Annotated in this window: 10 protein-coding genes; 2 read left to right on the forward strand and 8 right to left on the reverse strand. The window is 28.3% G+C overall.

Going from position 1 to position 14,531, the window contains the following annotated elements; translation table 4 throughout:
- Positions 1-842: 842 nt before the first annotated feature.
- Together ABDB96_RS01440 and ABDB96_RS01445 are read right to left on the reverse strand one after the other, a co-directional pair.
- Complete coding sequence (locus ABDB96_RS01440; protein WP_343251746.1) at positions 843-1,082, reverse strand: hypothetical protein; 240 nt, start codon at positions 1,080-1,082, stop codon at positions 843-845.
- Positions 1,083-1,384: 302 nt separating this feature from the next.
- Positions 1,385-1,639, reverse strand: a complete 255-nt coding sequence (locus ABDB96_RS01445; protein ID WP_343251747.1) for a hypothetical protein — start codon at positions 1,637-1,639, stop codon at positions 1,385-1,387.
- 1,471 nt (positions 1,640-3,110) lie between these two features.
- Between ABDB96_RS01445 and ABDB96_RS01450 the strand changes: the two genes are divergently transcribed.
- The gene (locus ABDB96_RS01450) at positions 3,111-4,019 is read left to right on the forward strand and encodes a DUF7486 family protein (protein ID WP_343251748.1); all 909 of its coding nucleotides are present in this window, start codon (positions 3,111-3,113) and stop codon (positions 4,017-4,019) included.
- 14 nt (positions 4,020-4,033) lie between these two features.
- Positions 4,034-4,096, forward strand: coding sequence for a tetratricopeptide repeat protein (locus ABDB96_RS03945; protein ID WP_425528242.1), 63 nt, complete (start codon positions 4,034-4,036; stop codon positions 4,094-4,096).
- A 1,547-nt stretch (positions 4,097-5,643) separates the two neighbouring features.
- Here ABDB96_RS03945 and ABDB96_RS01455 read toward each other — a convergent pair.
- From ABDB96_RS01455 to ABDB96_RS01480, 6 genes are all read right to left on the reverse strand, one after another.
- Positions 5,644-6,390 (reverse strand): hypothetical protein, encoded by a 747-nt coding sequence (locus tag ABDB96_RS01455; protein ID WP_343251749.1) that lies wholly within the window; start codon positions 6,388-6,390, stop codon positions 5,644-5,646.
- Positions 6,391-8,373: 1,983 nt separating this feature from the next.
- The gene (locus ABDB96_RS01460) at positions 8,374-9,048 is read right to left on the reverse strand and encodes a CatB-related O-acetyltransferase (RefSeq protein ID WP_343251750.1); all 675 of its coding nucleotides are present in this window, start codon (positions 9,046-9,048) and stop codon (positions 8,374-8,376) included.
- Between the two features lie 109 nt (positions 9,049-9,157).
- On the reverse strand, positions 9,158-11,536 hold the full coding sequence (gene lon, locus ABDB96_RS01465; RefSeq protein WP_343251751.1) for an endopeptidase La: 2,379 nt from the start codon (positions 11,534-11,536) through the stop codon (positions 9,158-9,160).
- Between the two features lie 102 nt (positions 11,537-11,638).
- A complete protein-coding gene (gene tig / locus ABDB96_RS01470; RefSeq protein ID WP_343251752.1) occupies positions 11,639-12,967 on the reverse strand; it encodes a trigger factor in 1,329 nt (442 codons plus the stop codon).
- 132 nt (positions 12,968-13,099) lie between these two features.
- The gene (locus ABDB96_RS01475) at positions 13,100-14,083 is read right to left on the reverse strand and encodes a DUF3196 family protein (protein ID WP_343251753.1); all 984 of its coding nucleotides are present in this window, start codon (positions 14,081-14,083) and stop codon (positions 13,100-13,102) included.
- Entirely contained in the window at positions 14,076-14,528 is a 453-nt protein-coding gene (locus ABDB96_RS01480) for a transcriptional repressor (RefSeq protein ID WP_343251754.1), read from the reverse strand. Before ABDB96_RS01480 ends, ABDB96_RS01475 begins: the two co-directional genes overlap by 8 nt.
- Positions 14,529-14,531: the final 3 nt, after the last annotated feature.

A 14,531-nucleotide genomic window follows, 5' to 3' on the forward strand; every position in this document is an offset into this window, starting at 1 on the left:
CCAGGAGTAAAAATGCAGCGAGTTAGCCTTTTTTAAAAAGAAATCCTTATTGATTTATTATGGCAGCAATAAAATTCTATTTATGTAAAGTTTCCTATGTTTTTATTTAAATTTTTTTACCAAAGCATTGAATATGCAAATAAGCCATTAAGAAAAAATTGATAATTATTACATCATTTAAACTAGTGACGAATGCTTTGATATTTTTATATTTAGGAAAAAATATAATATGAAATTGATCTAAATCCAAAATCAAGAATAAAAATTATTAAGCAAATTAACGTTAGCAATCCATTAGTTGAATTAATTATTTCAGTATGCTCTAGTTTACAAGACAAAAAATTTGCAGAAACTAAACCCATAAGGTTCAAGAATTACTTGGTTATTTTAAAAGCAATGATCTTTTGCTACAGTTTGCTAATAACTCTAAAAAAGTGTTGTACCAGCATTAATAATTGCAACACTACAATCCTTAGAATAAAACAATGATAAAAAAATTCTGCCCCTGCAGAAATTTTTAAACTTTCAATACGATATGTCAGCAACTAGTGATGGCACTACCATAAGAGTAAAACTTAAAGTACTTTAAAAAAGATAACTTTCTGTTGACTTTTAATTAAGTATATCAATATTTTTATGAAACTTATTTGTTTGACTAACAACCAATTTTAAAATTAATCATTATTATTTTTTTCTATATAAAATTCTTATTACCGATATAATATTTTCTTTAATTTCAAAAAAATCAGGAAAAAATACTCTAAATAAATCTAATTAATAAAAAATATTTTTAAATTAAAACCAGAAAATTAATTCAACAAGTAAGATTTTTAAAATACCGTTTAAAAACGCTTTGATTCATCAGTTTCCTGATCAATTAGATATTGATAATCCTTGTAAAATTCAATTGTTTCTAAGTATTTTTCAACGAACTCAATCATATTAGCATCTACTCTAAACTGAACGTAACCAACTTTCTTCTTTTTAAGATGACTAAAATCTTGGTAAATTTGTTTAATTAATAGTTCTAACTTATGTTGATCTCATGAAACATCAACATGGACTATAACAATATTTTTCATTAATTTGTAAAGCTTTTGTACTGGCGGTGGTGGCGGTGGTATGTCAGTAGGTAAATGGTACGAATCAATCCGGGCGTTAATTGCTGCATTACCATGATCAACTTTTTGGTCTAGCTTATCAACCTTTTGATTGGTTTTATCAATTTCCTTTTTTAATTCAATTTTAGTATTATCAATTTTCTTGTCCAGTTTATCAACCTTTTCGTTGGTTTTATCAATTTCCTTTTTTAATTCAATTTTATTATTATCAATTTTCTTCTCTAGTTTATCAACCTTTTGATTGGTTTTATCAATTTCTTTTTTTAATTCAATTTTAGTATTATCAACTTTTTTGTCCAGTTCATCGACCTTTTGGTTTGTTTTTTTAATTCAATTTTATTGTTGTCAATTTTTTGGTTTGTTTTTTCAATTTCTTTTTTTAATTCCATTTTATTCTTGTCAATCTTTTGATCCAATTGATCAACCTTTTTGTTTGTGCTCTTAACATTTTCAGCAAGTTCTTTTAGTTGCTCAAGAATCAATTTTTGAAATTTGGAATCATTATCTTTTTTTGCCATACTAATTACCTCTTTTGATCCTTCTAATAAAAAGTTTTAAAATTGAACTTTCTTGTTTTTAATGGTTGAAAATAATGATAGTCTATTATAAATTATTTTGCTTTTTTGAATTTGCAATTTTTTAAAATAATTTTAAATTTAGCATTTAAACTGATAACGATGCATTACTACTAGTTATCTAATCTAAATCATTATGGAAATCATCTACAAATATGTAGTTTTCCTATATTAATTTAGATTAATAAATAAAGATTTTTTAAACTTTAAGTAGTCACAATTCTTTGATAAAGATGATGAGGCACTAAAGAATTTCGCATAAATTTATTATCGTAAATAATTGCACAAGTTATTTATAGGCATGATATCAAATTAGCAAAACGATTAGCACTTTGCATACTTAATTAGTAAGAAATAAAAAAACTAACAGTTGCTAAATACAGATTAAAAAACTCAATGATTGATCTATAAAATAAGTAAAAATTATTAAGATTAGAAATTTTACAATGGAAAAATTATGATTTTTTGATCTTTTTAATAACCATGAAAGTTAATATACATTTTGTAGTTTTGGAATTTAACATTTTTACATTTTTCTAGTATATAGCTTATTTAAAAAATGAATAATTTTTTAATGTGAACTAACTAACATTTATATTACTAATTTAGAATTATTATTAAGTTTAGTTTAGTTTTGATATTTTAAATTTTATTAATCAATTTTTAAATTTAGTTTCCAAATTCATAGTTGTAAAACAGATTGTAAAAACAACCTTTTTATAATTAGATCCATAATATAATTTAAAATTATCATTGTCTCCAGTTGTTTTGTTATTTGGTTTCATCGTTTCAATCTAAAGACTAATGATAAATCAATAACAATCAATCCATTTTTATTTGACCCTTACTATGTCCCAGGTTACTGCGGTTATTATAATCGAGTTTAAATTGGTATTTGCCTTCAACATTTTTAATATTTCGCTTTCTTAAAAAGGATTTTGAAAATTCGATCTTTGAGTAAATTAGTTGAGTAAATTAGTCTTATTAAGTTTGTTTTTCAAGCTAATTAATTTAAAAAACATAAACATTTTTAATTTGTATCATATTGCCAAAAAAAATTTAAAGAATTCTTCATATGATTATTAGTTTGTTGAATTCTGCAATTTTTAATTTTGTTATTTTTTTAACTTCTATTTAAAAAATACAATAATTTCTTAGTAATCCTTAAATTTTGGACTACAAAGGATTTAATTTTTAGATTTTTCTATCAAAAAGCACGATTTTTTAAACAAACCACTTGACAAAAAAAAAAAAAAAACAAAATATTTTCATCATTTAAAAACAAAACATGAAATTTTTCTAAACCTTCTGCTTGTTTACGAATAATCATGTTATGTTATAAGAGGTATCTAAATGAAAAAGTTTAAAAAGAAGTTTTTATTAACTGGGTTGGCATTAGCGGTTCCGTTGGTAGGTGCCATTGCATCAGCATGCTCTGAAGTTAGTCAAGATAGTCCAACAAATCCGCCTGCAAATCCGCCTGGACCTAAAGCACCTGGAACAAACCAAGAATCTGCTGGATCTAAAGGAACTGGAGCAAACCAAGAATCTGCTGGATCTAAAGGAACTGGAACAAACCAAGAATCTGCTGGATCTAAAGGAACTGGAGCAAACCAAGAATCTGCTGGATCTAAAGGAACTGGAGCAAACCAAGAATCTGCTGGATCTAAAGGAACTGGAGCAAACCAAGAATCTGCTGGATCTAAAGGAACTGGAACAAACCAAGAATCTGCTGGATCTAAAGGAACTGGAACAAACCAAGAATCTGCTGGATCTAAAGGAACTGGAACAAACCAAGAATCTGCTGGATCTAAAGGAACTGGAACAAACCAAGAATCTGCTGGATCTAAAGGAACTGGAGCAAACCAAGAATCTGCTGGATCTAAAGGAACTGGAGCAAACCAAGAATCTGCTGAATCTAAAGGAACTGGAGCAAACCAAGAATCTGCTGGATCTAAAGGAACTGGAACAAACCAAGAATCTGCTGGATCTAAAGGAACTGGAACAAACCAAGAATCTGCTGGATCTAAAGGAACTGGAACAAACCAAGAATCTGCTGGATCTAAAGGAACTGGAGCAAACCAAGAATCTGCTGGATCTAAAGGAACTGGAACAAACCAAGAATCTGCTGGATCTAAAGGAACTGGAGCAAACCAAGAATCTGCTGGATCTAAAGGAACTGGAACAAACCAAGAATCTGCTGGATCTAAAGGAACTGGAGCAAACCAAGAATCTGCTGAATCTAAAGGAACTGGAGCAAATTCAGATCTGAATCTCCATGTTTAAAAATACTTATTTTAAGTATAAATCAACAGAAAAGTAAAATTGTTGAAAATATTGAAAAAATATACTAAAGCATGTGGTTTATACTATTTATTATTTCTAACATTTAGTAATTAACAAGTGAGATATTTTTAAATATAAATTCTAAATGAAAATTATTACAAGATAATAGTTGGTAAAAATGCTTTGAAAACACTAATAAGGTTTCATACATTTTTATGAAAATAGGAATTAGGGTAAAGGGATTTAGTGTTGACCTAAAAAATTTAAATAATTTTAAGTTTGTGTTGTAAATTGACTTTTTTGTAAATTTACAAGATTTTAATGTTTTTATTTATTATCCGTATTTTATTGTCTTTTTATATATTTTTTACAAAAAAGTCAGTTTAAATTTCTTAAAAATTTTATACAGTAGACATTCATAAAAATATTAATTTCAAAAAATGATTAATAATGATTCTTAAAAATATGACCTAATACAAAATTATTTGTGAATAAAAATAGGAATATTTCCAAGTAATGACATATAATAAAAAAATAAAAATTAGTTAGAGTTTAAAAAATTAAAAAATTACACAATTAATTTTTACAAATGACCTAACGAGATATTCTGCATTTTTCTTTAGCTTTTTGAAAATATTTATTAATTAATTAGCAATTTATTAATAATTTAATGAGTATTTTTTGAAATTAAGAACCAAAAAAAATGAAATAAATCATTTAGTTTTATTTTTTATAAAACTATTCTCCTTTCTTAGTATAAAAACCATGAATTTATAAACTTACGCAGTTTAATTAAAAATAAAACTTACAAGATTTATTATGCACACAAGATATTTTCCATATGCTTATTTCGTAATGGAAAACTAACTTAAAAAAATAAGTATTTTTAATTTGTGTTATGTACCAAAACTAAATTTAAAAGTTAATTATGTAAATTATTAATTTTTTCAATTTTATCTTTCTAACATCAATTTTAAAAATACGATGATTTCTGCAGTATCAACATTGATGTCACTACATATTGATTGATTTTTTGTTTTTTATATAAAAAAACACGAATTTTCAAACAATTCTCTGCACAAAACGAGAAATCATCAAACTCTAAAATAAAACATTGATCCTCCCAAATTTAATATACTTGCAAATATCGAGGTGTAAGATTAATGAAATTTCACAAAATCTGCAATATTTAAAAATAAATTTTTTAACTTGGCTTATATTAACAATTTTATTAGTAGATATGACTACCAATGTGTTCTTTATCAGGTAATATGTGCTAAAAAACGACTTAAAAAATAATGAAAGAAATATGCAAACACTACTAGAAGCAAGAGTAGTGGAATCTGCAAAACAATCAAGAACTTAAACGCAGAGACTAGATCGCATTTATTTTATCATTTTTCTTCTTTTAATTTAGTGTAAATGTTATACGACTTTATTTGCTTTTCAATGTTTTTTTAAAACCGATCTAATAAATTAACAAATATTTTTTTTGAATTTGACATGAATATTTTAATTCTAAGATTTTTTACTAACTAAATAATAATGTACACCTAACATAAAAATTAAATAAGCATATTAATTAATTCATTCATTAAAAACAATATTTTAAAATTAAAAGCAGTCAATTTGTTTGAAAAATAAGATTTTTTACATACTGTTTAGATACGTTTTGATTCATCAGTTTCCTGATCAATTAAATATTGATAATCCTTACTAAATTCTATTGTTTCTAAGTATTTTTTAACAAATTCAATTATATTAGCATCTACTCTAAATTGAACGTAGCCAACTTTTTTCTTTTTAGGATGACCAAAATCTTGGTAAATTTGTTTAGTTAATAGTTCTAACTTATGTTGATTTCAGGAAGTATCAATATGAACTACAACAATATTTTTCATTAATTTGTAAAGTTTTTGCATTGGTGGCGGTGGAGGTGGCAGGTCAGTAAATAAATGGTACGAATCAATCCGGGCATGAATTGCAGCATTACCATCATCAATTTTTTGATCAACCTTATTGACTTTTTGATTGGTTTTTTCAATTTCTTTTTTTAATTCAATTTTAGTGTTATCAATTTTCTTGTCTAGTTTATCCACCTTTTGATTGGTTTTATCAATTTCTTTTTTTAGTTCAGTTTTAGTGTTATCAATTTCCTTTTTTAGTTCAGTTTTATTATTATCAATTTTTTTGTCCAATTGATCAACCTTTTGATTGGTTTTATCAATTTCCTTTTTTAATTCAATTTTAGTGTTATCAATTTCCTTTTTTAGTTCAGTTTTATTATTATCAATTTTTTGGTCCAATTGATCAACCTTTTTGTTTGTTTTCTTAACATTTTCGGCAAGTTCTTTTAGTTGATCAAGAACCAATTTTTGAAACTTGGAATCATTGTCTTTTTTTGCCATATTACTCACGGACCTTTTTAATCTTTATGTTTTTAATACATTGCAAGGTTAAATTTTTTCATTTCTAACACTTGTAAACACCAATTAATTTATTATAAATTATTTTGTTATTCCAAATTTAGAATTTTTGTAAAAATAGTGACTCAATTTAATATTAAAAAAGGATCAAACACCTTTTTAACTGTGAAATTTTTAATAAATATTGAAAATAGATTAACACTTGTGTAGTTTTATTGCATCATTTTTTTAAACTTTATTCACCTATTTAACCTTTTAATCTAAAATTTACTGTTATTAAACGAATTACCAAAATAACTTATTGGCACTAAATTTTATTTAATACTAAATTATTAAAATTTTTGCAATATTAAGCTAAATTAATTTTTTCAGTTGTTCCCCCTAAAGTTTTACAGTAAAAATTTATGATAAATAATTTGTAGCAAATTGATTTGCGTTTTTAAACTGATCAAGTTTAGTTTGATGTTTATTGAAATCTTTATTTGACCACTAAGTTTATCACTTTGTTTTTAACACCTTGGTTCGAAGGTTTTTAAAAGTGATTTTTATAATGACAATAAAATTGTTATTTTTAATTTTATTCTTAATTTCAGTATATGCGATTTGTATTATTCCATTGCAAGTTATTGGTTATGAGGATTTTTACTAGCGGGAACGGCAAGCAGTAAGCTATTGTATTTGGATGGCTTTACTATTGTTATTTCGTAATTTGATTTTATTCTGTTGTTTAACATTAATCAATAATTGATTTAAACTATTTTAAAGTATTTTTTAGTGACTAGCGATTAATTGTGAGCAGGTTTTTCATCTCGTTGAATAACTTTCATTTCATATCATGCTTTAATGTGTGACGTAATGCTAGTGAAATTTTAAGGATTTATTTTGATTTGTATGAAAATAACAAATAATTCTTTTATAAGTTACTGTGAGCTAAAGCATTTTTGGGAATTTGAATTGTCTTTTTTAATAATTAATTTTATTGTATTCATGCATTGATTAGACCATGTTTACACATGAAAATAATCATTATTATTTTTTAATGCCTGTATTATTTAATGGATTTATGGAAGTAAATTTCATATTGCCAATATTTTTCTATTAAATTTCTACTAATAGTAATTTCTCTTAACTGTTAGGGAACTAGAATTCATTAATTAGATCAAAATATGCAAGTGATAAAGTTTTCCTCTAAGCAATAATGTTCAAACTTAACCCTTTTCTTGACTGCAAATTTAAAAGTTTCTTTAATCAGACATTTGCAAATAAAAATAATTATTGCTTGCATACATATTTTCCGTGTTTAAAATTAACATATTTTAACTAGTTTTAACAGAATTATAAAAACTAAATTTATTGATGATTTAGGAATATTATCAAACAAAGAAAAGGCTTTTTAGATAGTGTTTTTTCAAGCATCATTATTTTTAAATTTGACAGTAATAGCGATCAAATAAATTCTAGAATATCTAGATGGTTAGTATAAGAAATTCACATATTTTATTGGTAAAGAATTTGTTTAAAATTAAAATTTAAATCTAAATTGAATAGTTTTCTTATAATGCTTTGTAGTTTAAATTAGTTTTAAAAAATATTAGTTTTCAGTTTAGGTTATCCAAGCAAAATCAGACTTTAAGGTTCATTAAGCAAAAATAATTGATTGAATTTTGTAATTTTCAATTTTTGTTTTTATTTTAAATATCGAATAATTTTGTGAATATAAAACTTACAATCACGGCTTGATTTAATTTTTAATTTTTTCTACTAGGAAAGCATAATTTTTTCAGCAAACCACTTTTAACAAAAAAATCATCTTATTATTTACAAACTAACCATGGGTTCTTCAATATCTTTTATATCTACGAAGGATCATCTCACAGGAGATTTAATTTCAATAAAAATTTAAAAAATTGATTAACTGATTCCTTAAAACCAATTAAAACTTGAATGTATTAAATATTAATAAGACTATTTTTTAATGTTGTTTAAATAGAATTCATAAAGTTTTGGAATTTGGTTTAAACCAATGGTTGTGTAAGCGTGTATAATTTGCTGAAAATCTCAATCCCATCACTTCATTTCCAGTAATTTTTTAATATCATCATCACCAAAACGGTACTTAATGATTTTGGCCGGATTACCACCAACAACGGCATAAGCAGGAACGTTTTTTGTTACCAAAGCATTGGTGCCAATAATGGCCCCATCGCCAATTTGCACGCCTGGCATGATTGTCGCCGCGTGCCCAATCCACACATCGTTGCCAACAACGATCGGCCCTTTATTAATATCGCGAATATTTTGGCCCGCAATAGCTTGGTGGTAAACTTTTGGATCAAATAAGAAAAAAGGATAAGTGGTAAACAATTGGGAAAAATGGTGAGCGGCATTAAAAATAAATTTGACTTTTCATGCTAACGAACAAAATTTGCCAATAATTAAACGATCGTCAGCTGTTGCATAAAACACGCAGTCCCTCACAAAATTATGGGCTCCTGTTAACGAATGATAATAAGTATATGCTCCAATTTGCACATGATCTGGAAGGTTAGGAATATTAGCGATGATCCCTAAATCTTCATATGGTTGGCCATTAGCTAATTTATTTGGTCAAAGCTGATCTTTATAATCGTTGTTAAACATGTATGATCCTGACTAATAATGATTTATTTTACGTAAATTTTAGTGCCTTTTAGTAATAAAAAAACTAATCCCTAGAGGTCAACTAAGAATTAGTTTTAATTAATGGTCTTTATTTAAATAAACGCTTGAAGATATCGTTGTATTTTTTTACAAAAATAATGCTTAAATCATCCTTAATTTCTTTTGGAACTTCATCTAAATAACGTTCGTCTTTTTCTGGCATGAAAATTGTTCGAACCCCACCACGGTGGGCAGAAATTGTTTTTTCTTTAACCCCACCGATTACTAGCACTTTACCACGTAACGTAATTTCGCCAGTCATGGCAACTGTTGGGTCAATCTTTTTACCCGTTAGTGCAGAGATAATTGCTGTAGTTAACGCCACCCCAGCACTTGGACCATCTTTAGGAATACCACCTGAAGGGACATGAATATGCAAGTCAATCGTCTTAAACATTTTCGGATCAATCCCAAATTCTTTAGCATTAGACTTGACATAACCTAAGGCAACGTTGGCTGATTCACGCATAGTTTCTTTTAGGTTTCCAGTTATTGTTAGTTCACCCTTACCTGGCGAGTAGGAAACTTCGATTGGCAATAAGTCGCCGCCACTGGATGTATAGGCCATTCCATTAACAATTCCCGGGATGGTGTCTTCATCACGGACGGTGTAATCAAAGATTTCTTTTTTCAAGTAAAACTTCACGGCTTTCACGTCAATTTTTTGCGTTTTAATACCATCTTTTTGTGAACGAACTAAGAACTTGCGAGCAATTTGTTGAATGGTTCTTTCAAGTTGTCTTACCCCAGCTTCTAAAGTAAAGTGCTTGATGATGTAACTGATTGCTTCATCGGTGAAATTTAGTTCATCACTACTCATTGCTGCGTTTTCTAGAGTTCTAGGAATTAAGTAGTTTTTAGCAATCGCTAGTTTTTCTTGTTCTGTATAACTTGTTAGTTCAATGATTTCCATCCGGTCATATAAGGCTTCTGGAATGCCTTCAGCATAATTAGCAGTGGCTACAAACATCACTTTTGATAGATCGTAATCTTCTTCAATGTAATTATCGTTGAACTTGTTGTTTAATTCAGGATCTAAAACTTCTAATAAAGCACTGGCGGGGTCACCATGGTTGTCACTTGTCATCTTATCAATTTCATCAAGTAAAAATAATGGGTTAACAACTTTGGCTTTTTTCATCCCCTTAATAATGCGTCCTGGCATTGAGCCGATGTATGTTTTACGGTGCCCCCTAATTTCAGATTCATCGTGAACGCCACCTAAGGACATTTTGACAAATTCTTTACCTAACGACTCCGCGATTGATTTGGCAAGACTTGATTTCCCTACCCCTGGCGGACCAACTAGACACATAATTGGACCCCGAATTTTCTTCGTACGCATTAGAACGGCTAGATATTCAACAATCCGTTCTTTTACTTTTTGCAAGCCGTAATGATTTTTATCTAAAACCTTAGACACCTTTTTAATATCTTCGTTATCTTTACCTTCTTGTCATCACGGAATATCTAATAATCATTCCACGTAAGTGCGAATTATTGAATTTTCTTGGGAATTGACTGTTGCTTCATAACGGTTTAATTCGGCAGTAACTTTTTCCTTAATGTGTTTTGGATAAGGATTACTATTAAGTTTTTCGCGTAATTCACTAAGATCATCTTCTTTAGTGCTAATGTCACCTAATTCTTCCTTAATAGCCTTTAGTCTTTCGCGTAAATAAAATTCTCGTTGTTGTTTGCTTAAATTGTCATTAATTTTTTTAGTTATCTTGCGATCAATTTGTTGGAATTCGGCACTTTTATCTTCGTTATCTTTATCTTTTGCTTGTTGTGCTGCCTTAGCGTGTTTTTTTAAGAATTCAGCAATGGTATCTAAACGTTTGGCAACGTCTAAAGTGCTTAATAAATTTTGACGTTCGGGGACACTAAAGTTATCAATTGAATTAGCTAATAGATCCGATAATTTATCAGCATCACCAGAGAAAATGCCTACTGCTCGGCTTTTATCAGAAGCCGAAGACGCCTCATTAGTTTCGTTGATGTTTGCCAAAATTTTGGAATCTAGTAAACCAAAAATGTCACGAATCCGGCGGGTATTTTCGTTATCTGAAATATTTGTTGATTTTAATGTTTCGTATTCGATTACAGGTTGGGCTGACAAATGGTTGTATTTACTCAATCTAACCCGTTGAACTCCTTTAACTGTTAGTTTGACAGAAACAAGATCGCCCTCAGTTTCGTTTCGTTCCATTTTTTGAATTTCACATAAGGTGCCAATATTATAAATATCTTTTTCAGTTGGTTCTTCAACATCCCGTTCGGTTTGGGCAGTAATTACAATTTGTTTGTTCTTTTTGTATGCGGCTTCGATGGCTTCTAACGATCGCTTTCGACCCACATTAATTTCTTTTACACAACTAGGGAAAACGATAATTTCTCTAGAAACTAATATGTATGCCTTTTTCATCTAGTTAAATCCTTTCCTGATTAACAATGAATTTTAAGATCATTAATGGTAACATTATACCACATTAGCAATTATTGGCACTCTGTAAACATGAGTGCTAATTTATTGTTTTTGCTGGTTTATAATGAATTCGTTAACCTTATTAAGTTTTATCATTAAATAAATTTGTTCAAATTCTTTTAGCATTTTTGATTTTACTGCTGCCAGTTTTTCTTGATCTTGAATATTCAACTCTTTTAGTTGTTTTTCGATTTCAGCATTGACTTCATCATCGGAAATATCAATCTTATTAACTTTTGCTAATTCTTCAAATGCTAAGGTAAATTTCACGTGACGAACTGAGTTTTCCCGTAATGTTTGAGCAAGCCCATCATTGGTGTTGTTTTGGATTTTTAGAAAATCTTCCATACTGATGTTGGCGTTTTTTAAGTTTTGTTCAAGCATTTGGTTTAATTGTTTGATTTGGTCTTTTACTAATGATTCAGGAAGATAACTAAATTTGGAATGATCAATTAAATAATTTGAAATAACCGTAGTGTTGTTTTTATTAATGTTTTTGATCATGGTTTCTTCCAAGCGTTTTTTAGTAGATTGCTTGAAACTATCAACATCAACAACGTTATCCATTTTTTCTTCTTTGGCAAGTCTAATGATATAATCATTATTAAGTTCGGGATACTTAATTTCTTTAATTGCCTTAACTGTTACTTTAAATGAGACAGGTTTATTGCTCATTTTTGGGTCGTGATAATCTTTTGGAAACACTAAATCAAGAATTCTTGTTTCGTCTTTCTTGGCATTAATTAATTTGTCTTCAAAACCATCAATAAATGATTTTGAGCCAATTTCTAATTCATAATTAGATGCGGTGGCTTCGGGCAATACTTTCCCATCAACCGTTCCTTCAAAATCAATGGTTACTAGATTACCATCAGCGACCACGTTATCTTCTTTTGTTGTAATGGTAGCATCGCTTTTCATCCAATTTTTGATTTGCCGACTGATATCTTTTTCGGTAATTTCTGCTGGTTTTTGCAAGTTGGGGATGCTATCAATTGCAGGTAAGGTAATTTCTGGAATTAATTCAAATCTTAACTTAATTACTAGTTTTTGATCATCAATTTTATCTGGTTCAATTTTTATACTATCATCAATAACTTCGTCATCTTCACTAATTAATTTGTCATTAATAATAGCCTCATAATTCTTTTGAATAATTTTATTAGCAGCATCTTCAAGAACAACACCCATATTTACCGATCGACGTGCAATTGCGATTGGGGCTTTACCAACTCGAAAACCAGCAATCTTAATTTTTTTAGTTTGGTTTCTAACTTGGGTTTCAATTTCATCAGTTCAACTTTTATCTTCAAAGGCAATAGTTAACGTTAATTCGCGATCGTTTTTTTGTGATTCAATGATTTTGTACATAATTCAATTATCCTAACTATTTTTTTATTATCGGCATTTAAATTTCATTGATTTTAATGTATTTTATTATAAAAAATTTTTAGATAAATATTATGCAAACATTTTACTCCTTTGAATTTTGTTTCAAATCGTTTAAATTTGAACTTTAGTTAAGATTTTATCGATCAAAACGCTGGTCTCACTGCGTTTTTTTACATTATGATTAAAGTTTAAACTGTGATAAACATACTGTACAATTTCTTTGGCTAACAAATCGACATTAATTTCGGGATGGGCTGGAAAATAAAATAATATGAAGCGGTTAACAAGATCTAGTGCTAATGTGGTTAATGATGGTTCATCAGTGACTAATTCGTTAATCAGATTTGTTAATTTAGCAAAATAATCATTTGTTTCATTTGAAGACAATTGGGAACCAATTTTGGCATAGCGAATTGTCCCGGTATCGCTATTTTCCATTTTGACTTCAATCCCTTCAAATTCACGGACCTTTGAAAAAATTTCAAATAAATAAATTTTTCAATGGTTATCAGTATCTTTTGCTGTTAAATAAGGCATAATAAACGAAAACTGCTCGCGTTGAAAATAACCTGGTGGTTTAGTTTGAACAATTTCCAATAAGGCTAAGTTACTTGGAAAATTGGCAAAAGCTTTGCTAATTAACTCTTTAGATGTTAAGTGGCCTAATGCGGCTTCTTGTTGCTTATTAATTAGTTCAACAATTAGTTCTTCATACATGTTTAAATGTTCTTCAACTTCTTTTGGAACATAAGACATTTGCAATTCTTCATCAATTAATTCCACGGCTTTTTTAATATTTTTTTCTTGCAAATTTTGGTTAATTAATTCAAAGATTTGTTTATAAAATGAATAACCCGAAATGGCTTTTTTAGCATTGGTATCGTGAAATTTTTGCAAAATTTCTTCTGCTGTATTAATTGGCGGCTTTCCGGTTAATTCATTTAGTGTTAATGAATAAACTTTAGATGAATCATTCATGTATTTTTTTTCATAATCCCTCACCATTTGATCCACCATTTTTTGGTCAACACCCTTATTGTTATGATTATCACCACCAGGTTTGTCTATTATTTTAACTTTGGTTTTTTTATTCATTGCTAGATTCTTTTTCTTGGTAATTGGTAGCCACTAAATAATAATTATTTGCTTGGATTTTGTTCGCATTAAAAAAAAGATTAAGCTCTTTGGTTAATTTTAAAGGCAAGGGGATCGTTTGAAATTCATTCTTTTGGTAGAAATAGGCATGTTCATGAGCTTGGTGTCTAATGTTGTAATAAATCTTAAAATTAGTTGTATTCAAAAAGGCCTGCACCAAACCGTGTTTAACAAATGAATGTAAAGTGTTATAAACACTAGCCACGTTTGGCTTTGCTAGATTGTTAGCAGAAAGGTGGGAAATCACGTTTTCAATCGTATGTCAACCTTCATGTTTAACAAGGCATTCAATAACATCCTTACGTTGTTTAGTAAGCTTTAGTTTTTTGTCTGATATTTTTTTTAAATAATAATTTAGGTTATGACTAGTTGTGTGTTGTTTCATTTT

It is taken from the genome of Mycoplasma amphoriforme A39 (genome assembly GCA_000723365.1).
GTDB lineage: Bacteria > Bacillota_I > Bacilli_A > Mycoplasmatales > Mycoplasmoidaceae > Mycoplasmoides > Mycoplasmoides amphoriforme.